Source organism: Ruegeria sp. (genome assembly GCF_965199275.1).
Lineage (GTDB): Bacteria > Pseudomonadota > Alphaproteobacteria > Rhodobacterales > Rhodobacteraceae > Ruegeria.
The window spans coordinates 26,685-52,153 of the sequence record NZ_CBDAQX010000024.1; the positions used below are offsets into that span (position 1 = coordinate 26,685).

Sequence of the window (25,469 nt, forward strand, 5' to 3'; positions counted from 1 at the left end):
TTACATACACCGGACATATCGCGTGTTAGCGACACTTTCCCTTGCCCTTGGTCGGAATATGTTGCACCACACACGGGTTCAAACCCGGCAAGACGGGCCTAAGGATAAGGACAAGACGAATGGCTGACGGATCGATTGATATCAACGCAAAACCCACCGAAGAGATCTCGGTCCGTGACGTGTTCGGCATTGATACCGACATGGCGGTCAAAGGTTTTGCGGAACGTAGCGACCGGGTGCCTGCGATTGACCCGACCTACAAGTTTGACCCGGAGACAACTCTGGCGATCCTGGCAGGTTTTGCGCATAACCGTCGTGTGATGATCCAGGGCTATCACGGCACAGGTAAGTCGACCCATATCGAACAGGTTGCCGCCCGCCTGAACTGGCCCGCCGTGCGTGTAAACTTGGATAGCCACATCAGCCGGATCGACTTGATAGGTAAGGATGCGATCAAGCTGCGCGATGGCAAGCAGGTGACCGAGTTCCACGAAGGCATCCTTCCCTGGGCCCTGCGCAACCCTGTCGCCATCGTGTTCGACGAATACGACGCAGGCCGTGCGGACGTGATGTTCGTGATCCAACGCGTGCTGGAGCATGATGGTAAGCTGACCCTGCTGGACCAGAACGAGATCATCACCCCGAACCCCAACTTCCGCCTGTTCGCCACCGCGAACACTGTGGGTCTGGGTGATACCACCGGCCTGTACCACGGCACGCAACAGATCAACCAGGCACAGATGGACCGCTGGTCGCTGGTCTCGACGCTGAACTACCTCAGCCACGATGCCGAGACGATGATCGTGCTATCGAAAGCACCGCTGTACAACACGGCTGAGGGCCGCAAGACAGTCAGCCAGATGGTCACAGTTGCCGACCTGACCCGGACCGCCTTCATGAACGGCGACTTGTCGACCGTGATGAGCCCACGGACCGTGATCAACTGGGCCCAAAACGCCGAGATTTTCCGCAATGTGGGCTATGCGTTCCGCCTGTCCTTCCTGAATAAGTGCGATGAGCTTGAGCGCCAGACCGTGGCGGAGTTCTATCAGCGCTGCTTTGACGAAGAACTGCCGGAAAGCGCGGCGAGCGTGAGCTTGGGCTAACACCGAATTACGCCCGCCGCGGGCGCAATGCCTCCGGCGGAGGTATTTTCAGCCAGATGAAGGCGGATCCGGATTCCTGTTTGGTGGAAATCGGGACGGCAATGTGAAAGGCTTGGGGACATGGCACAAAAGAACGACAACCCTGCTGATCCGTTCAAGAAAGCTCTGGCTGAGGCCACCAAAGTCATGGCCGATGATCCGGAACTTTCCGTAAGCTATACCGTCGATCCCTCGGGCCTTGCAGGCGAGGCCATGCGATTGCCTCAGGTATCCCGCAGGATGACGCGCGAAGAGGTTTTGCTGGCACGCGGAACTGCCGATGCCTTGGCCTTGCAGCGCCGGTATCACGATGACGCGACCCATATGCGCTATGCCCCGCCCGGAGATATGGCGCGGGACCTCTATGAAGCGATGGAAACCGCCCGATGCGAGGCGATGGGCGCGCGGGATATGCCCGGTACGGCTTCCAACATTGATGTTAAGATCAGCCATGAGGCCCTGCGGCGCGGTTATGACCAGTGCAAGCAGCCCGCCGACGCACCTTTGTCCGTTGCTGCAGGCTATCTGATCCGACATCTGGCCACCGGGCGTGATCTGCCGCCGGCTGCCAACAATGTCATGAACCTCTGGCGTGGATACATTGAGGAACAGGCAGGCGGCACGCTTGAGAAGCTCGACGAAATCCTCTCGGATCAGGCAGAGTTTGCCAAGTTCACCCGTCAAGTGATCAAAGATCTGGGCTATGGCGACCAGCTAGGTGATGATCCTGATGAGCTGGACGAAGAACAGGAAGATCAGGCCGAGGAAAACGCCGAAGAGCAGCCTGATCCCGACAGCACCGGACAGGACGATCAGGAGGAACAGGATCCTGACGCCACGCCCGAGCAGTCGCAGGAAGAACAGCAGGATCAATCTCAGGCCCAAGTCTCGATGGACGAGATGGCCGAGGATGAGATGGGCGATGAGGCTGAGATGCCCGAAGGGGAGGCTCCGCTGGAGCCGCCTGCCCCTCCGCCTGCGTCCGAGGCTGATCCAGAGTACAAGGTCTACCTGAACACCCATGACGAGGAGATCGCTGCCGAGGATTTGGCAGAGCCTGCTGAACTGGAACGGTTGCGGGCCTATCTGGATCAACAACTTGAGCCGTTGAAGGGTGCGGTCAGCCGCTTGGCCAACAAATTGCAGCGCCGCTTGCAGGCACAGCAGAACCGGTCGTGGGAATTCGATCGCGAGGAAGGTATTCTGGACGCCGGTCGTTTGGCGCGCGTGGTTGCCAACCCGACTACACCTTTAAGCTTCAAGGTCGAAAAGGACACCGAGTTCCGAGATACCGTGGTGACTCTGCTTCTTGATAATTCGGGCTCGATGCGGGGGCGTCCGATTTCGATTGCGGCCATCTGCGCGGATGTTCTGGCCCGGACGCTGGAACGTTGCAATGTGAAGGTTGAAATTCTGGGCTTTACGACCCGCGCCTGGAAAGGCGGTCAGGCCCGTGAAGCTTGGTTGAATGCAGGCCGCCCGCAACAGCCGGGACGTCTGAACGATCTGCGCCATATCATCTACAAGGGTGCCGATGCCCCATGGCGACGGGCGCGGCCCAATCTGGGCCTGATGATGAAAGAAGGGCTGCTGAAGGAAAACATTGACGGTGAGGCGCTGGAATGGGCCCATCGTCGGATGCTGGCGCGGCGCGAGGCGCGTAAGATCCTGATGGTGATTTCCGACGGTGCTCCGGTCGATGATTCCACGCTGAGTGTGAACCCGGCGAACTATCTGGAGAAACACCTGCGCGACGTGATCGCCATGGTCGAAAAGCGCAAGATGGTGGAATTGCTGGCCATCGGGATCGGGCACGATGTGACCCGGTACTATGATCGCGCGGTGACCATCACCGATGTGGAGCAATTGGCTGGCGCCATGACCGAACAGTTGGCGGCATTGTTCGACAGCGACCCGCGCGCGCGGGCCCGGGTAATGGGGATGAAAAGGGCCAGCTGAGGCTGGCCTTGCCTCCGCCGGGTTTATTTTCAAAAAGATGAAGAGGTGGCTTAAAACCACACTTTGGCTTGAGGGAGGCAGGTATGTTTCAGTCTTTTGAGGTGACAGCACGGCCCGAACAGGGACCTCCGCGATTGGCTGCTTTGCGGCAGGAACTAGAGCGCGAAGGTTTGGACGGGTTTCTGGTGCCGCGCGCGGATGCGCATCAGGGTGAGTACGTTGCCCCTCGAGACGAACGGCTGGCGTGGCTGACCGGATTCACCGGCTCGGCCGGGTTTTGCGCCGCGCTGCGGGACGTGGCCGGGGTGTTCATTGATGGGCGCTACCGGACGCAGGTCAAGGCGCAGGTGGCCGATGACTACACTCCGGTACCCTGGCCCGATGTGAGCCTGAGCAGCTGGTTGAAACAGCAGTTGCCGAACGGGGGATCGGTCGGATTTGATCCATGGCTACATGCCGCCGGTCAGATCAAAGCCGCGCAAAAGGATCTGGAGAGAAGCGGGATTGAGTTGGTGCGCTGTGCCAATCTGGTGGACCGGATATGGCAGGATCAGCCCGCCCCACCGATGAACCCCGTCAAGGTACATCCGATTGAGTTTGCAGGGGAAACCGCTGAGAGCAAAATCACCCGACTAGCCGAAGGCCTGCGTGTCGGCGGGCGAAGCGCGGCGGTGATCACCTTGCCCGACTCGATCATGTGGGTGTTGAACATTCGCGGCTCGGACATTGCCTACAACCCGGTCGCCCATGGCTTTGCCATTCTGCATGCGGACGGGCGTGTTGATCTGTTCATGGCCGCCGCAAAACTAGGCGAACTGGGGGAGCATCTGGGCCCTCAGGTTTCGGTTCATGAGCCTGATGGATTTTTGGACGCCGTTGCTACCCTAGAAGGTAAGGTTCAGGTCGATCCGGGCACTGTGCCTCAGATCGTTGCAGATGCGCTTGGGGACCGGATGGTTGATGGTGGCGACCCTTGCGCCCTGCCCAAAGCGCGCAAGAACCCGGCCGAAATCGCAGGCAGCGCCGAGGCCCACCTGCGCGACGCTGTTGCCGTTGTCGAAACGCTGGTCTGGCTGGATCGGCAAACGCCGGGTCAGATCAGCGAAACGCAGGTCGTGACCCGGTTAGAAGAGGCCCGTCGGTGGGACAACGCGCTGCAGGATATCTCATTCGACACGATCGCAGGAACCGGCCCCAACGGGGCGATCATGCATTACCGCGTGACCGAAGAGACCGACAGCACCTTGCAGGACGGTCATTTGTTGGTGCTGGACAGCGGCGGGCAGTATCTGGACGGCACCACCGACATCACGCGCACCATCGCGATTGGTGAAGTTGGTGAGACCGAGAAGGCCTGCTTTACCCGCGTGTTGAAAGGCATGATCGCCATGTCGATGCTACGCTGGCCAATTGGGCTGGCCGGACGCGATATCGAATGCGTCGCGCGCGCGCCGCTGTGGCAGGCGGGGCAGGATTTCAACCACGGGGTTGGTCACGGGGTCGGCGCGTATCTGAGCGTGCATGAAGGCCCGCAACGCCTGTCGCGTGTCAGCCATGTACCCTTTGAGCCCGGTATGATCCTGTCGAACGAACCCGGCTATTACCGCGAGGGCGCATTTGGCATTCGGATCGAGAACCTGATCGTCGTGGAGGAAGCGCCATCGCTGCCCGACGGCGATGCGGAACGGGCCATGTTGCAGTGGCGCACGCTAACCTATGTGCCCATCGACCGCCGCCTGATCCTGGTCAACATGCTGACGGGGCAAGAACGGGATTGGCTGAACAGCTATCACCGCGACGTTGCGGAAAAAATCAGGCCAAGGCTGGGCGAGGACGCTCAACTGTGGTTGGATGCCGCAACTGCGCCAGTCTGACATCAGACTGTCACATAAAATGGGCAAAGGAGAGGCCCTGACAAGAACGAGGGAAGAGACATGGTTGAAATCACGATCACCGAAGCACCCGGCAAATGGAGCGTCCGCTCTGGTGGGGCCATTCTGGGCGAAAGCTCGAACGCGCTAGAGCTGCGCGAAGGTGATTTGGAACCCGTGATCTATTTCCCCCGTTCTGACATCGCGATGGCCTTCCTGGACCGTACAGACAAGGTGATCCACTGCCCGCACAAAGGCGATGCCACGCATTTCTCGATCGTGAACAAATCCTCGGTCACCGAAAACGCGGCCTGGAGCTTCGAGACCCCCGGCAAGGAGGCGGCGGGCCTCAAAGACTATCTGGCTTTCTATCCGGTGGACTCGATCAAGGTCGAACAGATTTGAGGGCCGGAAGTACTTAGTTACGTCTGTCAGAAACTGTAGCTGTACCCAAAAATGAGCGAGTGCGACGAGTAGCGGCCATCCGTGAGATCTCCTGACTTCCGACATTTTTTCGTATAAGTCATTGATATTATTATGCCTTGGTTGCCAAAAGGCACTACACGGACTTTTTTCGCCAGCGATTGTTTCGGAGTGTTGAGGGAGCTCAGGCTTTGGTCTGGCCAGTTTTTCGGGTGCGCCCGGGGGGTATCTTGAAAGGGGCTTCGTTCCAGGTCAGGCCGACGCAGGTGAGGATGCGTCTGGCATCGACCGTGGCATGGCTTGGCATGCCGTAGCGGTCAGGGGTGCCTTTGTGGCGCAGGATCGAGAGCTGCAATGCGTTCAACTCGTTGCGGATACGAGCCGGGCTCATCGGGTGTCCGAGCAGGTCCAGATGCTTGCGCAGGTGCTGCAGGCAGCAGAAGGCCATGTAGCAGATGGCGATATGGGCCCGGACCCGACGCGGCGACCAGTGATAGATGGGCCGGATTTTCAGATCGTGCTTGTTGGTGCGGAAGCAGGCTTCGATCTCCCACAACTGGTGATAGCGGGCAATGACGTCCTGTGCCTCCAGTTCGTCCGCACCATGAACAACAATGGCATGCAGCCCGTCCCATTGTGCCGCTGCCTTGATCTTTGCATCATCCAGCGTGACGTCCCCGCTGTCGGGGAAGGCCAGGAAGCGGCCATATCCCCGGCTGCTGAAGCTGCCGGGTTTGCGAGAGCGCTTGAGCTTCTTGTGCAGCTTTTCGATTGCCTTGTCGCGCTTGTGGGCATCATTGCGTGCCCGGGTGGGTGACCAGGTCACAATGACCCGCGCTCCCTCCTGGTCGATCACCTTGTACCAGCCCTTCTCGGTTGCCTCTTCAGAACCGTGTCCAGCCCAAGGCTGGCGTCCCTCCGGGCTCAAAATGTTCGCCTTCACGGCGGCCGGGGCGGACTTCATGCGATAGCCGAGGATGTAGGGCAGACCCTTGTTCTGCAACATCTGCTGGTTGTCCTTGCTGAGCATGGCGGCATCGGCCACGAACGTGACCCTGGCCACGTCGAAGCGTCCCTCCAACGCCTTCAGCGCAGCTTCCAGCGTATGACTGTAGAAAAGCGTGCAATTTTGACCCCCTAAGCGGGGAAATCGGCGTCCAAATTTGACCCCTCCCTATGGTTGTAGACATCCTTTTCATTGAGCAGTCGATGGAGAGGCAAGCGGGATGATTTGCGTGGAAACTATTAGAAAAGTGCGTCGCTTACACCTGATCGAAAAAAAGAGCATCAAGGAAATTTGCCGTTCGCTCAATTTGAGCCGTGCAACGGTTCGAAAGATAATCCGATCGGGAGTGACGGAGTTCAAATATGAGCGCAAATCGCAGCCATACCCGGTGCTCGGGCCTTGGCGCGCGCGTCTGGATGAAACGCTTGAGGAGAACGAGGCGCTTCCGAAGAAACACCGCAAGCGGATGACCAAAATCTGGAAGGAACTCTCCGATGATGGTTTTGGCGGCGGGTATGACAGTGTTCGACGCTACACAAAGAATTGGCGCATTGCGCACGGCCGACAACAGGCGCAGGCGTTCATCCCGCTGATCTTTGATCCTGGGGAGGCGTACCAGTTCGACTGGAGTGTGGAGACGGTTTTGATGGACGGTGCACTCACGACCGTGAAGGTTGCCCATTTCAAACTTTGCCATAGCCGCATGCCATTCTCCATTGCCTATCCGCGCGAGACGCAGGAGATGGTCTTTGATGCCCACGACGAGGCCTTCAAATTCTTTGGTGGAGGCTGCATCAACGGGATCTACGATAACATGACGACCGCCGTCGATGCGATCCTGTCGGGCAAGGAAAGAAAGTTCAACAAGGCATTCTCCCGGATGTGTTCTCATCATCTGGTGAACCCGATCGCCTGTACGCGCGCGGCCGGTTGGGAGAAGGGTCAGGTTGAGAATCTGGTCAAGGAGAGCCGCGCCTATAGTTTTACACCGCGTCTGGAGGTGGCCGACTTCGATGAATTGAATGCCCGGCTGCAAAAAGACGCGATCAAACGCGCAAAAGAACTGCGGCATCCGGAAAACCTGGAGGTGACGGTCTGGGAGGAGTTCCAGCAGGAAAAGCCGCTGCTGACGCATCTGCAGAAGCCCTTCGTCGGGTTCCGTGAAAAGACGGTCGCCGTGAGCCGAACCTGCCTGATCAACTTCGAAAGAAACAAATACAGCGTTGAGGCAAGAGCTGTTGGACGTCAGGTCCAGTTGCAGGTCTACGCCACGCGGATTGTCCTGCGCCAAGACGGTGAGATTGTCGGAGAGCACGAACGGTGCTTCGGCCGAGGAAAAACGATCTTCAACCCTTGGCACTATGTGCCCGTCCTCAAGCGCAAGCCTGGCGCTCTGCGCAATGGAGCACCGTTCCGTGACTGGGACCTACCACCGGCAATGACGCAGATCTGGACCCATCTGCGGGGCACATCCGACGGAGACCGGCAACTTGCCGATATTCTTTTCGCTGCTTACCAGCACGACATTGATGTGGTCGAGGCTGCCTGCGAAGAAGCTCTAAAATCTGGCCTGCGCAAGGCCGATGCGATCCTGAACATTGTCTCTCGGCGCACCAATCCCCCGCCGCCAAAGGCGATTGAGCCGCCTGCCCACCTGCAGCTGAAAATGGCACCGATCGCGGATTGCGCTCGCTATGACAGGCTTGGAGGCTCCCATGCAACTGCGTAAGGAAATTCTCGAACTTGCCCGTCAACTGAAGTTGCCAGGCATCGTCAACTGCTTTGACGAAGTGATGCAGGCCGCAGCCAAAAACAACTGGCGGCCCCAACAGGTCGTGGCCGAACTCCTCACGGCCGAACTGGCCGAAAAGACTGCGCGCTCGATCCGGTATCAGATGGGTGCCGCAAAGTTCCCGGTCTGCAAGTCCTTACCTGAGTTCGACTTCACGGTCAGCCCCGTCAACGAGGAAGTCGTGCGCAATCTTCATGACGGCGATTTTATGGACCAGGCCAGGAATGGCGTGCTGGTCGGTGGAACCGGATCGGGCAAAACGCATCTCGCAACAGCGATCGGGGGCCACGCGGTCAATAACCGCCGGCGGGTCAGGTTCTTCAGCGCTGTGGATCTCGCGAACAAGCTGGAGGCTGAACATCGCGAAGGCAACGCCGGGCGGCTCAGCGAGCAGCTGATCCGCGTCGACCTCGTGATTATAGACGAACTCGGTTATCTGCCGTTCGCAGAGTCTGGTGGACGATTACTCTTCCATCTCATCAGCAAACTGTACGAGCGAACGTCTATTCTGCTAACAACCAACCTCGCATTTGCTGAATGGCCGAGTGTGTTCACAGATGCCAAAATGACCACTGCTCTCCTGGATCGACTGACACACCATTGCGATATCATCGAAACCGGGAACGAAAGCTGGCGAATTAACCACCGCGACTAACCTCGAAATCGGGGAATAAATTCAAAACAGACAGCAGGTCAAACCTTCAGTCGAGCTACGCTCTCTTTTCGGTTTGACCTGCTGTCCACCCCCTCCTGAATCAACCTAAACACGACCCCCTCAACGCCCCTCTTAGCTCCAAGGGGGGTCAAATTTGGACGCCGATGGGGGGTCATTATTCAATGCCGATTGACACTATAACCCGATGAACTCTTGCGCTTGCAATAACAGCATCTCAGGGAGTACTCGGCCGGCCTTCTTTGGGCGAATGACAAACCACACGATCCATCGTATCCTTTCGGCAACGGAATACTCCCTGACCCGAGGCCGAAATGATTACGACCCCTTTGCAGGTTCTGATGTTCAGCGACAAAGGCTGCACGCTATCAGACGACTACCGAGAGGTCGCTACCGTTGCGTTTCAAGGCGGTGGCACGGGGTATTTGTCCGGTTCCACAGACACGGGTGTCCCCATTCGTGAATTTTTCGCGGTTCCCGACACGTCGGTCACCGACCTTCTAAAAGGAGCGCAAAAAAGCCTGATACTGATATTTCTCAGCAAGACTCTGTTGCAAAACAAGGAAATGGTTGCCAACCTAAACAAGCTGCTTTCGCGAAGGACTCGGCCAAATTTTCAGATCTTAATATTTGATCTTGAGCAGCAGAAGAACGCCTTGCTGAAACGCGCACCGGCGTTCGACCCTAACGACATCATCGACGTTCTTGGACTTGGCGAGTACGCGCTGCGCCGTACCGCAGTAGGTTTGATTGCCCTGCACATAGGCGTGGGGATTCTGTCTAAAGGCTCCAAACGGATCACGAAGAAGCCGAAGTTCTTTGTAAGCCACGCCAAAATCGACGGCCAATCCCTCGCCACGGTTCTTAGGACTCAGATCAAGGACCTACCCGGATTCCAAACATTCTATGACGACGATGACATCTCAGAAGGGGACGACTTGAAACAGGTCCTATCGAATGGTGTCGAAAACTCGGTTCTGATTGTTTTGGGAATTATATACTTAAGTAACATTTATGATTGACGGACTCCGACGCATTTGTTACATTTTAATAACATTCAGGAGTGTAAAAATGACAAAAGCACCGGGAAAATCAAACCGCAAGGGCCTGACCTTCCTACAGGTTGCTGCAATGTTCGGTAATGAAGAAAAGTCGCGTAAGTGGATTGAGGAACTACATTGGCCAGATGGTCCGTTTTGCCCGCATTGCGGTTCTTTCAACGTGCAGTCAGGCATCAGGCATCCAAGCATGACGCACAGGTGTCGTGAGTGCTCCAAAAAACCCATGTTTACGGTTCGGGTCGGCACGATCCTTGAGAATACCCGGCTACCATATCGCACATGGGCCATTGGTATTTACTTGTTCACAACTAACCTTAAGGGCGTATCTTCGATGAAGTTGCACCGTGAGCTTGGTGTTACGCAGAAGTCCGCGTGGTTCATGCTGCATCGTCTTCGGGCTGCAATGGAGGCAAACATGCCTTGGTTTAATGGCCCAGTCGAAGCAGATGAAACCTACATAGGCGGCAAGGAAGGCAACAAACACGCGAAGAAGAAACTCAAGGCTGGACGTGGCGCTGTTGGCAAGGCTGCTGTTGCTGGTATCAGGGATCGCGAAACGGGTCAGGTTGTTGCCAAAGTGGTAGAGAGCACAGACAAAGAGACCTTGCAGGGGTTTGTGAACGAGCATGCCGTCGAAGGAGCAACACTCTATACCGATGAGGCTAGTGCCTACAAGGGCATTGACAGGCCGCATGAGGTGGTAAAGCACTCAGTGGGTGAATATGTCCGCGATCAGGCGCACACCAACGGGCTGGAAAGCTTTTGGGCTCCTATGAAGCGGGGTTATAATGGCGTCTATCACAAGATGTCGCCCAAGCATCTGCAACGCTATGTGGACGAGTTTCAGCACCGTCACAACAACAGGCCAAAGGATACAATCGACCAAATGGGCGGCGTTGTGCATGGGATGGCTGGAAAGAACCTGCCTTACAAGAAGCTAATCGAGGATAACGGATTGAATAGCGGAGCGCGGTCATGAGCGTCGGAACTTCGCAAAGTACTGCCGGGGTATTTTCCAACACGCGCACGGTGACCGTGCCAAAGCTGGTGCTTCCCGATGTCCTTAAGCCCAACACGCGCCTTAAGATGGACGGTCTTGAGTTCCTTTCCGCTATACCTGCGGACGCAGTTCCAGTCGCATTCTTCGATCCCCAATACCGTGGCGTGCTTGAAAAGCTGGCATATGGGAACGAAGGCAAAGTTCGTGGAAAACGCCGCAGCGCCCTACAGCAAATGCCGGAGGAGGCCATCGCCAATTTTATTCGCGGAATAGATCGTACGCTTATCCCATCAGGCCATCTCTTTTTATGGGTGGATAAGTTTCACCTTTGCCAAGGTATTCACCCGTGGCTGGACGGAACGAGGCTGGACATTGTGGATCTTTTAACGTGGAACAAGGGTACATTTGGTATGGGCTATCGCACTCGGCGCAGAGGAGAATACTGCATAGTACTACAGAAACAGCCGCGTAAGGCAAAAGGCGTGTGGAAAATACATAACATTCCAGATGTAATTCAAGAACAAGTATCCCAGCGGGATCACCCACATTCCAAACCAATAGACATACAAGGTCAACTCATGGCCGCCGTGAGCCACGAAGGCGATTTTGTAATTGATCCGGCTGCCGGGTCGTTTTCGGTTCTGCAAGCGGCACGAAACCATGGCCGCACCTTCCTTGGTTGCGACTTGAACGGTTAGATTATGGCACGATTACGGGATGCCAAACCAAAGAACACATCTGGTTCTTACGCCCGGTTGTTTGGGAATGAAGCGTTAGGTGAATTGGCCAGCAAGATACAGTCAGCTGTAATCTCATCGGGGTCAGAACTGGAATCGATGATCGTGGAAGCTGTTCCCAACATCCCTAATCTGGACACCTTTTTGGAACAAGAAATCATGCCTGAGGGCGTGTTGCTTGCCCGAAAACGTGAAATTAAACGAAGTCGGACCTTGGATTTTTCGGGATCAGAGCCTGACTTTATGGTTTTCAAGCGCCGAAAAGGCGAGCAAAACTGCCATATAGTTGAGTTGAAGGACGGTCATGTGTTCGACACAAAAAAAGCTAGCGCAGAGAGGCAGTCAATGCACGGGTTCATTCAACGCAACGCCCAGCATATTCAATATCGGTTCCAGGCACACTTTTGTGCTTTCAATCAAGAAGACAAGCAAGCGATCTGGGAAGGATTCAAGAAGAGAATTTCAATCGATGAGGCAATGACAGGTCGGGAGTTTTGTGATTTGTTGGAAATTGATTACGACAGTATTGTGCGGGCGCGTCAGGCCGACGGCCCCGACAACGTAGAGTTTTTGTTGACCGAACTGGCTAAAATTGAACCAATCCAAACCCGCTTGCGAGAACTTCTCGGCTAAAACCAATGTATTCAATTTAGGAATTCGCATGACAAACCAACGTTACAATGCAGACCTGCCTGAACCCGCCGATCTGCACATCAGATCGAACAAATATCAACCGACCAAGGCTGAGTTGGAAGAAGAAATCGACATGCCTGAAATGTCATTGGATGAAATCAGGGCTGCATTCATGCGGCCAATGAGTATCAAGAAGCCTGATTAAAGAGAGCGCAGAGTGCTAAAATACCTTGCGCGGTTTTCGTTTTTATCGCGTCAATATGCGACAGTCCACTATAAAAATGTTACTTAAGTATATAATTCCCATTGTTTTACGGTCGGAGGTTTTTGAAGATCGCCCTTGGTGTCTGCAAGAAATGCACTGGGCCGAGGAATACGCCTCGCCTTACGTTGTGGTGGACCTTCGCCAAAAGGCGATCACGCCGCCGAGCGCAGTGTCTTTCGAACGCGCGCCCACGGTAAAAGTCGCGGATGGCAACCTTTATCGGATTGTCTTCATCGCCCTGCGTGAGGCTTTGCGCAGTCGCATCCACATTCGGATTGTCGAGGATTTGGCGGCTAGAGGGATCACCAAGACCAAGGGCCTGCACATCCTCGTACGCCAACCAACCATGCGTTGTCTTCACAAGATCTGTTCTGATTTGAAGCCGGGAGAAGAAACAACTATCGTATATCCCGATCCTTCAATGACGGAAGGCGACCGAGCGGCCGCCGAGGCGTTGGTTCGATCCATGTCGGCAAAATCGCTTATCACCACGCCGCAGACCCTAGTTCTGGACTGCGCGACACGGCGGGCATCTTAATGACGGACAACCATTCAACCCGTCCCCTTGAGCACGTGGCCTTGGGTATTTCAGCCTCGGAGAACGACGGGGCAAACGATCTCGGATTCACCAAGCGAGAGGTCAACCGATGCGTCCGCGAGGTTGCGAGCGCTGTGATGACGCAAGGAGGGTCGGTGGTCTTCGGCCACGACTGGCGCCCTGATGGCGTCATGAGCGAATTGTTGCATCTGGCCATTGCCCATCATTCATCCGACGCCATCACCACCCCAACCCGCTGCGCTTCGATGGTCAATTTTGTGCCCTGGCCATCTAGAACCACCGTCAGTGCAGATGACAGGCACCAGTACCGTGATGTCCTTCACATTATCGAAATGGAACGGCCAGATGGCTACCGCGCGCCCAGCGGTTACGCCGAAAACGATCCTGAACAGTTCGACATTGTGAACCGCGTGGCGGCCCTGACAGAAATGCGCCAAAAGATGGCGCAACTGACCTCAGCTCGACTGTGCATGGGTGGGCGCGTTTCAGGGTCCGGCGGACGGTATTCCGGCATCGCGGAAGAAGCGTTGTTGACACGGAACGCCGGGAAACCACTATATCTGACTGGCCTGCTGGGCGGGGCTACGTCAGAATTGATCGATGCATTCCATGGGACGCCGGTGTCAAAAATACAAGTCTTCCAACCCAGATCCGACGTGGCCCAAGCCATGTACACAACCGGTTTGCACAAGGAATGGGACGTTCCAAACTTTGGCCTCAATCAACTGGTCGACGGCAACGGTTTGACGCGCGAAGAAAACGACCAGCTGTTCGAAGCCAAACACTTAGGTGACGTTATTGGTTTGGTCCTGAAGGGCTTGGCGACACTTCGCAAAGCCCGATAGACCCAAAGATGGAAGAGGAACAGCCGCAACTAGACGCCCACACTCCAGAAGTATTTCTGTGTCACAACAACCTTGACGCCGACATTGTCCGCCACATTGCCGACGCGCTTGAATTGGAAGTAGGAACACCTTTCTTTCTGGACACCTTCGCCATTCCAACCGGCGTTGAATTCATGCCCGAGATCGAAGCGGCGATGGAAAAAGCCAAGGGGTGTGCGATCTTTCTTGGGGAAAACGGCTGGGGCCCGACCCATTTGTGGGAAGCAGGCCTAGCTCTGGAGCGTTACCGGCGCGACCCGGACTTCCGCCTGATCCCTGTCGTTTTGCCCGGTGCAACGGATGCCGGCATGAACCGTCTAGGCAATGGGTCGGTGTTCAAAGACATCAACCGTTCTGAATTGACCGGTCAGCCCTTGAACCAAGATCAGATCAAACGGCTCGCCGCAGCCTTGTCCGGCACAGCCGCCCCGCAATACCGGTCGCCTGCGAAGCTAACGCCCTATCAATTGCGACGCGACGCAGCACGCTGGAAAGAAGCCAAGGAAAAGTCCAAAAAGGCCGCAAAAGCTATTCTATATCGCGGCGCTGAACTGACGGAAGCGCAAGGCATAATGCTCGCCAACCCAGACTTTGCCGTGGTGGAAGAGGTTCAGCCATTCATCGCAGCCGCATTGGCGGATGAGCGCAACAGCCTTCGGCTTATCGCAGCGATTGCTGCAGCCGCATCCGTTACCTTCATCGTCATCGCGGCAGTCGCCTATTACAACGCAACAGTGGCAGAGACACGCAGGCTGGAGTCCTTGTCCCGTGCGCTTGCAATCCAGGCCCCGCAGGATGAGACACCGGGCCGCCAGCTTCTGATCGCGATGGAGGCCACAAAACGCTCCAACACGGCAGAGGCTCAAGGCGCGGTCCTGTCCTTACTGGAAGACTGGCGCTGGCTTTTGTCAGAACACAGCATCTTCAACAGCGCTACCGCCGCAGCTACCGCACCACGCGGCATCTCGACGATTGTCGGTTCCGATGATGGAACGGTGTATCGTGTCGCTGGAACCGATGGCCCGCAAATCATCGGCAGCGTAAGCGCAAGCATCACTGCCCTTGCCGAAAATCTAGACGTCATCCTTGTCGGCACATTGGATGGCACCATCGAAACCATTGATAGCCAAGGGCGCACAGAACATTTATTGGAAGGCTTCGGTCGACAGGCCTACATCACCGCCCTCGCGTCAAGCACCGACGGCCAGATCATGGCCGCCGGGGATCATGAAGGCCGAGTTCATATCTTGCGTCCTGGTCGCCCCGTAATCACTCATGACACAGGTGATCTGCTGCAGATCGACGCGCTTGCCATCTCACCTGACAAGACCCGCATTGTGGCCTTATCCGGCTTGCATCGTCTTGTTGTCTATGAGGGCCCAAAATGGAAGGAAACGCTTCGTTGGCCTCTGAACGCCAGTGCCTTGGATGCCGCCTTCCTAGACGACGGTCGCCTTGTTTGGATCACGACGAACGGCTTGATGCGCCAGGTCTCATTCGAGGATGGCGACATCACGATTGACGATAGCTACCAATTCAATGGTTTCTTCGCGCACGCCAGGATCGAACCAGGCAGCGGGTTGGTCGCCCTTGGCGAGGTTGGTGGCTTTGTCCAAATGACGAACCTTTATGGGCACGAAATCGCCTTTGAACGGATCCGGGCACATTCTGATACCATCTCTGGGCTTTCCATTTTGAGGGACACGGGCACACTTGTTACGACCGCGCAAAACGGCAGCATTTCTACTTGGACTCTGGATGAGTTGGTGGGTTTCGGCCAACGGCTGCCGTCGCTGATCTCTGAACCCGTGGCACTTTTGGTGAAAGCCGATGGTACGGTCCTGGGCGCGACACGCAGCCAGCACGACGCCGTGGTCTGGCGACTCGATCAGGATCAGTGGGTTCAGATGTCAGACCTTGTGGCCGCAACCGTCGAGGTGCTGGGCGAGGACGTGGGCGTATTGCCCAACCTGGCAACTGACAGCGACGGGTTTGTGGATGTCTCGACTACGTTGATTGACCAGATTTCACTTCACAAGTTTGGCGTTTCCTGGTCTACCTGGAATGGTGCTGTTCTATGGCTGCCTTTCGCCAAGGATGCGCGTCCCCGACTAATTCGCGACGCGAACAACTACGGGCATATCTTGTTGGCCATCGCTCCGTCGGGCAGGAATATCGCCGTGACCGAGGCCGGTTCCGGCGAAATCCAAATTTTTGACACGGACACCGCGACTCATGCGTCATCGGTTTTCGCAGCAGAGCCTGTTGAGACAATGGCCTTCAACCCATCTGGAGACCAGCTTGCGATCGGAACAGCACGGGGCAGCGTCGCAATTGCCGCATTGACGCAAGAGACACCAACCGATTTACCCGACCTGCACGCAGCTCCCATCTCGGGGGCGATCTGGCTTGGTGAAGATGCCTTAGTGACTTACGCAAGCGGCGGCAGCAATGACCGTGGCTTGTTGTTCCATCTTCCAGGCGACGCAGACGCAACCCTTCGTGTGGCGTCGCGCAAGCCCGGAGGCGCGGTCACGGCCTCGGACTACAATTCGGCTTTGGACCTAATTGCCGTCACCGATCATGACGGCTTAGTGCACTTATGGCGCGCGAGCGAGCGGCGCTTTGTGCAGTCACTCTATTTCGGTGGGTCGTATTTGTCCGCCGTTGCTCTTGATCCAATGGAGCAGCGCGTCATCGCAACAGAGGGCAACGGAAATCTCTGGTCTTGGCCGCTGTCACTTGAACAATTGGAGGCCACAATCTGTGAAAAAGTAGGACGCGGATTGACCGCGGTTGAGTGGAGGGAATTGATGCCGGATGAGGATTTCGCGCCAGTTTGCACAACAGACTGACAACACAAATTTGCGAAGACTAAAGAAAGGTGATGCGATCAGGTAAATTCAAACCGAATTCACAATGGAAGTCCCAATTGTTCTGAGTGACGCAACTACCCTGTTTGGTGTAAGCTTAGAGGATACAATTGACAGAAGCCTTTTTCATATGATTCCGACATCCCTACAGGTTCTGACCTTATCTTGCGAGGATTGCCCGTCAGCCCGAGAGTAAAGGCGTGTTGTACCGACAACACACAGGAGACAAAGCCGATGGTCAAAAAAACTCGTCCGAATTATTCCGCTGACCAATTTGCGGCTCATGAGTTTTTGACAGAGTTGCGAACCCGTATCGCTACGCAACCTCTCCCGTTAAGACACGGAGATGAAGAAGCCGCACTTACAAGCCTGTACGATCTGTTCAAACTTGCACGAAAGGCCATCAAGAACAATCCAGGCTGCGATGCATTCGCCGCGAAAACAATAGAGATCCTTAACACTACATTGCGTCCTGTTACGGCCTTCTGGCATCGCAAGAAAATCGAAGGTGCGTTAAAGCAACGCGACGAGGCTATCGCGTTCCGTAACGCACTCGCCGACGTCCGGACAAAATTGCATGCGTTTGCGAATGAACTCCACATAATGGCATATGGAGAAGAGCTTAAAGACCAAATACAAAAAGAACCGCAGGCGGATCTAATTGGTGAGGAAACCCTAACATTCGGCATCCCAGAAACCGCATTGGTCAACAGGGAAGACGCCAAAAAAATTAACGCAGCGGAAAGCGCTGAAATCCTGGAAATACGGCGCGCCAATGGCAAACAGACCTCCTCGGAGATGGTAGAAGATGCTGCAGGGTTGGCTTTTTCGGGCGGAGGAATCCGCTCGGCGTCGTTTTGTCTTGGTGTGGCACAAGTGTTGGCTGACAAAAACCTTCTGCGCGATGTAGATGTCTTGTCCACAGTGTCTGGAGGAGGGTATATAGGAGCCTTCTTAAGCCAGCGCCTTGGCACTTCGTCAGTGCTACAAAACGACCCACCGAGTGTTCAGATAGCCAGCCCCAATGGCCCAGATACGGAGCCAGTCGCCTATGTTCGCAAACGTGCGGCCTATTTGTCGATGGGCTCGTTTTTTCCGACTTTTGTGGCTACCTGTCGGATCATCGCTGGCATGCTTCTGAACTGGACCGCTCCAGCTAGTTTAGTCTCGTTGATCGCTTTAGTCTGTGTCTTATTGATTCCAGATCAGGGCATAAACTGGGCGCGCGCTCCATATCTAGCTGCTGTGTGTTCGGTAGTGGGGTTGGCGTTTTATGCAGCATTGATGCGGTTCGCGCAGCATTGGGCCGAAAGAATCTTTGCGGGGTTATTTGGACTCAGTGTTTTAGTTCTCTTCGCGTGGTTGGTGCATCAGATATATGGTGTGATAGGCAACGGAGAATTAGGCGCTAAAGAGAAGTCCACATGGATTGCGATTACATCCGCGGGTGTCGTCTTGCCTACTCTGTCACGCGCCTTACCGATGTTACGCCATCCATTGGGACGTAAAGTCGTAACAGGTCTAGTATTAACAATTGCGGCGGTAGCAATCCCAATTCTGTCAATAGCTCTTGGAGTGATGTTATTCGATTTGGGTAAGGCTGCTTATGACCCGATAGGCGGCGGTTTAACCGCATATGTGTCCGGCACTACTGCTCTGTCAATTATTACTGCTATGCTGCTGATTGCAGCGCTGTCATTGAATATCAATCTCACCGCTCCACACAGCTTCTACCGCGAACGCTTGGCGCGTACATTCATCGCGACAGACGACGGCAGCACAGAAACGGTTCTATTGCCGGAAATGAACGCAAACCATCGGGCACCGTATCACTTGATCAATGCGGCGGTGAACCTGCCTTCCAGCCGTCTTGTGAACTTGCGCGAGCGCGAGGGGGATTTTTTTGTATTGTCTAAGCTTTGGAGCGGTTCCCCTGCGACTGGTTACCTGCCAACAACCGAATGGAAAACAGGCTCACAAGATATGGATCTCGCGACTGCCGTTGCGATTTCCGGAGCAGCGGTCGCGCCACATATGACCTTGTTAAATGTCAAATCAGTAAGGATGTTATTGTCGTTTTTGAATCTCCGTCTGGGTTACTGGATCAAAGCACCTGGTAGAGTTGGGGCTATGGGCAAGGTTGTGCCGGGTTTTTGGTGTCTGGTCAAAGAAATGATCGGCTTTGGTATGTCCGAAAACAGTAGCTGGTATTATCTGTCTGATGGTGGACATATCGAAAATTCAGGTGTTTATGAGTTACTGCGACGTCGCTGTAAATACATAGTGGCTATAGATGCTGGTGCGGATGGCGAGAACCGCTTTCATACGCTAACGACCTTAATCAGACATGCCCGTATCGATTTGGGGATCGACATCTCTCCCACACTAGATGACTTGCGTGTGAGCCCAGAAACGGGAATGTCGCCAGCCCATGGGGTGTTGTGCAAAATTGGATATCCGGAGGGCGAGGGGCTATTACTGGTGGTCAAATTGGCCATGACAGGAGATGAAAGCGAACTTGTCAAAGCCTATCATACGGACCATCCTGACTTTCCTCATCAATCCACCGCAGATCAGTTCTTCGACGAAGAGCAATTCGAAGCCTATCGCCAACTTGGCGCACATTCAGCGGAAGGATTTTTCAACCCGGCACTGACTGGTAGCACATCACCACCAAAAAGCATCAGTGAATGGCTGCGTGCTCTGTCGGTGCGGCTTTTGCCTTGATATTGGCAGCGTCAAACTTGGTGTCTGAACTACGGGTTATGATCACGTATCCTGATCGTCATGGGAACCCCAGCACCGATCTTGCGCTCTGGTCATGACGGTGACGTCGCTGACATTGCCTTCTCCTATGTCGGCAATTTTCTATCCCCAGCTAGTTTGTCCTGGAACTCACCAGATAACCCTGTGCGGCTCTGGCGGCTTGATCCGTTATCTTCTGAAAGCTACGGAGAAGTGTTATTCCTATATAGTAATTGATTAGACCAAGTTGCAATCAGCAGGAATTGCCGCAATGGATGGGCGCTTTCGGTCCCGCAGTCAGAGTCGCGAATTCGACGACATTCGCGTATACTTTTACCATTACGATTGTCAATCGGCATTGAATAATGACCCCCCATCGGCGTCCAAATTTGACCCCCCTTGGAGCTAAGAGGGGCGTTGAGGGGGTCGTGTTTAGGTTGATTCAGGAGGGGGTGGACAGCAGGTCAAACCGAAAAGAGAGCGTAGCTCGACTGAAGGTTTGACCTGCTGTCTGTTTTGAATTTATTCCCCGATTTCGAGGTTAGTCGCGGTGGTTAATTCGCCAGCTTTCGTTCCCGGTTTCGATGATATCGCAATGGTGTGTCAGTCGATCCAGGAGAGCAGTGGTCATTTTGGCATCTGTGAACACACTCGGCCATTCAGCAAATGCGAGGTTGGTTGTTAGCAGAATAGACGTTCGCTCGTACAGTTTGCTGATGAGATGGAAGAGTAATCGTCCACCAGACTCTGCGAACGGCAGATAACCGAGTTCGTCTATAATCACGAGGTCGACGCGGATCAGCTGCTCGCTGAGCCGCCCGGCGTTGCCTTCGCGATGTTCAGCCTCCAGCTTGTTCGCGAGATCCACAGCGCTGAAGAACCTGACCCGCCGGCGGTTATTGACCGCGTGGCCCCCGATCGCTGTTGCGAGATGCGTTTTGCCCGATCCGGTTCCACCGACCAGCACGCCATTCCTGGCCTGGTCCATAAAATCGCCGTCATGAAGATTGCGCACGACTTCCTCGTTGACGGGGCTGACCGTGAAGTCGAACTCAGGTAAGGACTTGCAGACCGGGAACTTTGCGGCACCCATCTGATACCGGATCGAGCGCGCAGTCTTTTCGGCCAGTTCGGCCGTGAGGAGTTCGGCCACGACCTGTTGGGGCCGCCAGTTGTTTTTGGCTGCGGCCTGCATCACTTCGTCAAAGCAGTTGACGATGCCTGGCAACTTCAGTTGACGGGCAAGTTCGAGAATTTCCTTACGCAGTTGCATGGGAGCCTCCAAGCCTGTCATAGCGAGCGCAATCCGCGATCGGTGCCATTTTCAGCTGCAGGTGGGCAGGCGGCTCAATCGCCTTTGGCGGCGGGGGATTGGTGCGCCGAGAGACAATGTTCAGGATCGCATCGGCCTTGCGCAGGCCAGATTTTAGAGCTTCTTCGCAGGCAGCCTCGACCACATCAATGTCGTGCTGGTAAGCAGCGAAAAGAATATCGGCAAGTTGCCGGTCTCCGTCGGATGTGCCCCGCAGATGGGTCCAGATCTGCGTCATTGCCGGTGGTAGGTCCCAGTCACGGAACGGTGCTCCATTGCGCAGAGCGCCAGGCTTGCGCTTGAGGACGGGCACATAGTGCCAAGGGTTGAAGATCGTTTTTCCTCGGCCGAAGCACCGTTCGTGCTCTCCGACAATCTCACCGTCTTGGCGCAGGACAATCCGCGTGGCGTAGACCTGCAACTGGACCTGACGTCCAACAGCTCTTGCCTCAACGCTGTATTTGTTTCTTTCGAAGTTGATCAGGCAGGTTCGGCTCACGGCGACCGTCTTTTCACGGAACCCGACGAAGGGCTTCTGCAGATGCGTCAGCAGCGGCTTTTCCTGCTGGAACTCCTCCCAGACCGTCACCTCCAGGTTTTCCGGATGCCGCAGTTCTTTTGCGCGTTTGATCGCGTCTTTTTGCAGCCGGGCATTCAATTCATCGAAGTCGGCCACCTCCAGACGCGGTGTAAAACTATAGGCGCGGCTCTCCTTGACCAGATTCTCAACCTGACCCTTCTCCCAACCGGCCGCGCGCGTACAGGCGATCGGGTTCACCAGATGATGAGAACACATCCGGGAGAATGCCTTGTTGAACTTTCTTTCCTTGCCCGACAGGATCGCATCGACGGCGGTCGTCATGTTATCGTAGATCCCGTTGATGCAGCCTCCACCAAAGAATTTGAAGGCCTCGTCGTGGGCATCAAAGACCATCTCCTGCGTCTCGCGCGGATAGGCAATGGAGAATGGCATGCGGCTATGGCAAAGTTTGAAATGGGCAACCTTCACGGTCGTGAGTGCACCGTCCATCAAAACCGTCTCCACACTCCAGTCGAACTGGTACGCCTCCCCAGGATCAAAGATCAGCGGGATGAACGCCTGCGCCTGTTGTCGGCCGTGCGCAATGCGCCAATTCTTTGTGTAGCGTCGAACACTGTCATACCCGCCGCCAAAACCATCATCGGAGAGTTCCTTCCAGATTTTGGTCATCCGCTTGCGGTGTTTCTTCGGAAGCGCCTCGTTCTCCTCAAGCGTTTCATCCAGACGCGCGCGCCAAGGCCCGAGCACCGGGTATGGCTGCGATTTGCGCTCATATTTGAACTCCGTCACTCCCGATCGGATTATCTTTCGAACCGTTGCACGGCTCAAATTGAGCGAACGGCAAATTTCCTTGATGCTCTTTTTTTCGATCAGGTGTAAGCGACGCACTTTTCTAATAGTTTCCACGCAAATCATCCCGCTTGCCTCTCCATCGACTGCTCAATGAAAAGGATGTCTACAACCATAGGGAGGGGTCAAATTTGGACGCCGATTTCCCCGCTTAGGGGGTCAAAATTGCACGCTTTTCTACAATTACGATCAGATAGGGGGGCGAGATCGAACTGGCCCGTGAAGTCTAGTACCAGAGAACAGATCAATGGCTATTTTTCGTTGGATTATCGGCTTCCCGCAACGCGTGGTAAACGCCCTTTTTGGCTACGACTTCTTTATATCGTATGCGCATAAGGATGGAGTGGGCTATCCACAGGCGCTTGATCGCGCGTTGAGTAAGGACTTTACAACCCATCTGGACACGCGCGACTATCGCCTCGGGCAAGATCTTGGGCTCCTAACCAAAATTCGCATCAGAAACAGCAAGCATCTAATTGTGGTGGCCCGACCCCATGCACTCACCAAATCAATTTGGGTTCGACGAGAGGTCGAGACGTTCCAGAATAAAGGCAAAGCACCGATCATTGTCGACGTTGACCGTGCGGTGAAGCGGGCACTCGATCAACCGGTCTCAGGGGCGCTCAGCGCGTGGATAAAGGCGCAGCAAATTGTCCACGATGACGGGTCTGTCATTGATCCACTGTTGTGGGTTTCGGATGACGGGGAAGTAAATGAACGCAATGAGAGAGTTCCTGCCCCCAAAGTGATCGAGCGCATTCGGGCCAGCTTCACTGGAGCGAAGGTTGAAACAATGCGATTGAGGGTCGTGACGGTCGCTTTTCTTAGCATGATGCTATTAGCGACTTTGTCAGCCTTTTTCGCCTACAACTTCGATGTTCAAAGGAAGACAGCGATCGAACGCTCCTCCGAACTAGCCGCAAGTTCAGCGTTATACTTAGTTGATAACGATTTTGTCGCCGAGGCCTGGGAGCTTGCCAAAGACGCGCTGCCCGCCGATGCAGAAGGGTCTGATCCGCATGATCCGCTTGCGATTACCGCAGGGATCGCCGTGCTGAATGCAAGTTCCAAAGGTACGTCTGACAAGATGACGGACCACATTCTGGACGCGGATTTTAATGCAACTGGTGAACTCCTGGTAACGGGCCATCGGGACGGGCATGTGCGCATCTGGAGTGTCCGGACAGGATCCCTCTTACACCAAAGAAAGGTTCACGGGGACAGTGCTTTCTCGGTGGAGTTTTCGCCTGAAGCAAAGGTCGTTCTCAGCGGCGGTTTTGAAAAAACGCTTTTTGCTTGGAACTACGACGAAAACACTGTGGCGACGGTAGTCCAGATTGATGGCAACGTCACTGAAATTGAAGCTGCGACAAAAGCTGCGCGGATCGCGTTCCTTAGCTCAAGAGATCAAATCAGGGTCTGGGACTTTGAGAGCAATAGTGTGGTTGGTGAGCCTGTATCTGGGCACGAAAACTATCACGACAATTCCTTTGCAATCGATCCGGGTGGTACGCGTGTAGCCCTTAAAAGAAGGGATGCCATCGTGATTTACGACGTGCGCCAAAACCGGGAGCTCTGCAGCATGCCCATAGGCGAAAAGAAGGTGAAGTCTCTATACTTTGACCCAAGCGGTAATCATATCGCCGCGCGCATTTCCATCGGGGATCTGAAGATCGATCAACAGGTCTATGCAGCAGAAATAAAAGCAGAAGGGGAATGCTCCGACTTTACCCTAGTCGATCAAGGTTCATCTCGTCGAGACGGGCTCTGTGGTTTTGGGGAGGTTGAAAGCGAAGGGCTCGCTTGGGTGCCGGGCACCTCGTGGTCTATTTCACTGACGAAAGAGAAGTACCGTGTCGAGAAATTGGTCTGCGCAACGCTGGTGGATTGGACAACTAGCGAGGTGCTGCAGGTATCACAGATCCTGCGGAACAATGCGTGGGATGAAGAAATCACATCTGAAATCAATAAACTGGTGGTTTCCAATCCGATAGCTTCACAAAACCTGGACCTGTTCGCCTATCCCCGCAGTTATCCAGGTGGCGAATTCATTCGAAATTCGTGGATGCGTATGAACCCAGAGGAGTTGGGGGCCGGTGGCTCAACTGATAAGAAATGGGTTGCAGTAGCCTCAAACACGGGAGCTGACACAAGTGCCATGGTATCGGAAACCATCCTGCGCGTTGTTCATGACCAAACAGGGGACATGGTGGAGGTCCCCCTACAGAAACCGTTGGGTGGTTTCCTAGAACCCCAAGTCGCCATTGATCCGAACGGAAACTATATTGCTGTCGCAGCTGGTGAGTGGGTGCAACTATATGCAATTTCGCCGTTGCGGCATGTGGATACAGTAACGATACCCAAGGGGGGCGATGTCGTTCCAATCATCGGTGCCGCGCTTCAATCCGAACCATTCAGGCTCTCGGTACTGCACGGTAGTACCAAAATCACTTCTTTCGCATTGGATCGCGCAAGAACGAGCTTGGTACAAGACGTTGATGGCTTTGAAGTGAGGCGCCCGGTGCAGGCGATTTCACCTGGGCCTGACGGAAGGCTTTGGGCAGTGGGAATGGGCGGCAGCTTCCTGATCATCGATCCTGCCTCTGCCTCCGTGGAAATTGTAGGGGAACTGCAAGTCGGAGATGCTAGGCAGAAAAGGCTCTATGAAATCTCAAGCTCGGCTGACGGTAAGACCGTAGCCGCTGCAGGTTCTGAACTGGGGGTATTCCTTCATCACAAACGTGGCCCGCATGCCAGTTGCCCGCGGGTCCACGTCGGCAAGCCGGAAGGTCTACACCTCACATATGACGGCAGGTTCTTGCTGGTTCAGGAAGGTCAGCACGGCGTTCTTCTCTTTGATCTTGCCACATGCAGATCGATTGGAAACTGGCAATTTTCATACGTGAGTGGCGTGTCATTTGGTGCTTCTGAAGCCGAAATCCAAGTGCTGAGCAACGGGGTGATTACCTCCCTCTTGCTGCCTACGCACTTAGGTCCGGACGGGCTGGCTGCCCGTCTTCGAAAAGCGCTCGCCAATTAGCGCGAGTTTAGTTTCCACGTAATGGAGGAAACCCTCCGACTTCCAGTCGGATCTGCTTCAGCGCGAAGAATCGTGTTATGACGTTACCCTCTGGAAAATGA

General features: G+C 54.9%; 19 protein-coding genes. 16 read left to right on the forward strand and 3 right to left on the reverse strand.

The window, feature by feature from the left end; translation table 11 throughout:
* The first annotated feature begins 119 nt into the window (after positions 1-119).
* The 4 genes from cobS (at position 120) to ACOERD_RS24975 (ending at position 5,380) form a co-directional block, all read left to right on the forward strand.
* Entirely contained in the window at positions 120-1,106 is a 987-nt protein-coding gene (gene cobS, locus ACOERD_RS24960) for a cobaltochelatase subunit CobS (protein WP_170375030.1), read from the forward strand.
* A 120-nt stretch (positions 1,107-1,226) separates the two neighbouring features.
* Positions 1,227-3,104: a cobaltochelatase subunit CobT gene (gene cobT / locus ACOERD_RS24965; RefSeq protein WP_419740858.1), complete on the forward strand. Its 1,878-nt coding sequence runs from the start codon at positions 1,227-1,229 to the stop codon at positions 3,102-3,104.
* 83 nt (positions 3,105-3,187) lie between these two features.
* Entirely contained in the window at positions 3,188-4,978 is a 1,791-nt protein-coding gene (locus ACOERD_RS24970; protein ID WP_419740859.1) for an aminopeptidase P family protein, read from the forward strand.
* A 60-nt stretch (positions 4,979-5,038) separates the two neighbouring features.
* A complete protein-coding gene (locus ACOERD_RS24975; RefSeq protein WP_170768043.1) occupies positions 5,039-5,380 on the forward strand; it encodes a DUF427 domain-containing protein in 342 nt (113 codons plus the stop codon).
* A 202-nt stretch (positions 5,381-5,582) separates the two neighbouring features.
* Here the strand turns inward: ACOERD_RS24975 and ACOERD_RS24980 are convergent, their stop codons facing one another.
* Positions 5,583-6,500 carry an IS1634 family transposase gene (locus ACOERD_RS24980; RefSeq protein WP_419741052.1) on the reverse strand — a complete coding sequence of 306 codons (918 nt, stop codon included), beginning with the start codon at positions 6,498-6,500 and terminating at the stop codon, positions 5,583-5,585.
* A 124-nt stretch (positions 6,501-6,624) separates the two neighbouring features.
* Between ACOERD_RS24980 and istA (ACOERD_RS24985) the strand changes: the two genes are divergently transcribed.
* The 11 genes from istA (ACOERD_RS24985) to ACOERD_RS25035 all read left to right on the forward strand — a co-directional run bounded on the left by istA (ACOERD_RS24985) (position 6,625) and on the right by ACOERD_RS25035 (position 19,608).
* Positions 6,625-8,133, forward strand: a complete 1,509-nt coding sequence (istA, locus tag ACOERD_RS24985) for an IS21 family transposase (RefSeq protein ID WP_419737605.1) — start codon at positions 6,625-6,627, stop codon at positions 8,131-8,133.
* Complete coding sequence (istB, locus tag ACOERD_RS24990; protein ID WP_419737606.1) at positions 8,120-8,851, forward strand: IS21-like element helper ATPase IstB; 732 nt, start codon at positions 8,120-8,122, stop codon at positions 8,849-8,851. The genes istA (ACOERD_RS24985) and istB (ACOERD_RS24990) overlap by 14 nt, the downstream gene beginning before the upstream one ends.
* Before the next feature lie 359 nt (positions 8,852-9,210).
* Positions 9,211-9,891, forward strand: a complete 681-nt coding sequence (locus tag ACOERD_RS24995) for a hypothetical protein (RefSeq protein ID WP_419740860.1) — start codon at positions 9,211-9,213, stop codon at positions 9,889-9,891.
* Positions 9,892-9,940: 49 nt separating this feature from the next.
* Positions 9,941-10,909, forward strand: coding sequence for an IS1595 family transposase (locus tag ACOERD_RS25000; protein ID WP_419737678.1), 969 nt, complete (start codon positions 9,941-9,943; stop codon positions 10,907-10,909).
* A complete protein-coding gene (locus ACOERD_RS25005; RefSeq protein WP_419737677.1) occupies positions 10,906-11,628 on the forward strand; it encodes a DNA methyltransferase in 723 nt (240 codons plus the stop codon). Before ACOERD_RS25000 ends, ACOERD_RS25005 begins: the two co-directional genes overlap by 4 nt.
* A gap of 3 nt (positions 11,629-11,631) precedes the next feature.
* A complete protein-coding gene (locus ACOERD_RS25010; protein ID WP_419737676.1) occupies positions 11,632-12,300 on the forward strand; it encodes a hypothetical protein in 669 nt (222 codons plus the stop codon).
* A 28-nt stretch (positions 12,301-12,328) separates the two neighbouring features.
* On the forward strand, positions 12,329-12,505 hold the full coding sequence (locus tag ACOERD_RS25015) for a hypothetical protein (RefSeq protein ID WP_419737675.1): 177 nt from the start codon (positions 12,329-12,331) through the stop codon (positions 12,503-12,505).
* A 76-nt stretch (positions 12,506-12,581) separates the two neighbouring features.
* Complete coding sequence (locus ACOERD_RS25020; RefSeq protein WP_419740861.1) at positions 12,582-13,103, forward strand: hypothetical protein; 522 nt, start codon at positions 12,582-12,584, stop codon at positions 13,101-13,103.
* Positions 13,103-13,969, forward strand: coding sequence for a hypothetical protein (locus ACOERD_RS25025; protein ID WP_209077973.1), 867 nt, complete (start codon positions 13,103-13,105; stop codon positions 13,967-13,969). Before ACOERD_RS25020 ends, ACOERD_RS25025 begins: the two co-directional genes overlap by 1 nt.
* An 8-nt stretch (positions 13,970-13,977) precedes the next feature.
* Positions 13,978-16,863 (forward strand): toll/interleukin-1 receptor domain-containing protein, encoded by a 2,886-nt coding sequence (locus tag ACOERD_RS25030; RefSeq protein WP_419740862.1) that lies wholly within the window; start codon positions 13,978-13,980, stop codon positions 16,861-16,863.
* Between the two features lie 252 nt (positions 16,864-17,115).
* Complete coding sequence (locus ACOERD_RS25035) at positions 17,116-19,608, forward strand: hypothetical protein (RefSeq protein WP_419740863.1); 2,493 nt, start codon at positions 17,116-17,118, stop codon at positions 19,606-19,608.
* A gap of 559 nt (positions 19,609-20,167) precedes the next feature.
* Here ACOERD_RS25035 and istB (ACOERD_RS25040) read toward each other — a convergent pair.
* Both istB (ACOERD_RS25040) and istA (ACOERD_RS25045) read right to left on the reverse strand, forming a co-directional pair.
* Positions 20,168-20,899 (reverse strand): IS21-like element helper ATPase IstB, encoded by a 732-nt coding sequence (gene istB / locus ACOERD_RS25040; RefSeq protein ID WP_419737606.1) that lies wholly within the window; start codon positions 20,897-20,899, stop codon positions 20,168-20,170.
* Positions 20,886-22,394, reverse strand: a complete 1,509-nt coding sequence (gene istA / locus ACOERD_RS25045) for an IS21 family transposase (protein ID WP_419737605.1) — start codon at positions 22,392-22,394, stop codon at positions 20,886-20,888. The genes istB (ACOERD_RS25040) and istA (ACOERD_RS25045) overlap by 14 nt, the downstream gene beginning before the upstream one ends.
* Before the next feature lie 181 nt (positions 22,395-22,575).
* Here istA (ACOERD_RS25045) and ACOERD_RS25050 point away from each other — a divergent pair, with 181 nt between their 5' ends.
* Entirely contained in the window at positions 22,576-25,368 is a 2,793-nt protein-coding gene (locus ACOERD_RS25050) for a TIR domain-containing protein (protein ID WP_419740864.1), read from the forward strand.
* Positions 25,369-25,469: the final 101 nt, after the last annotated feature.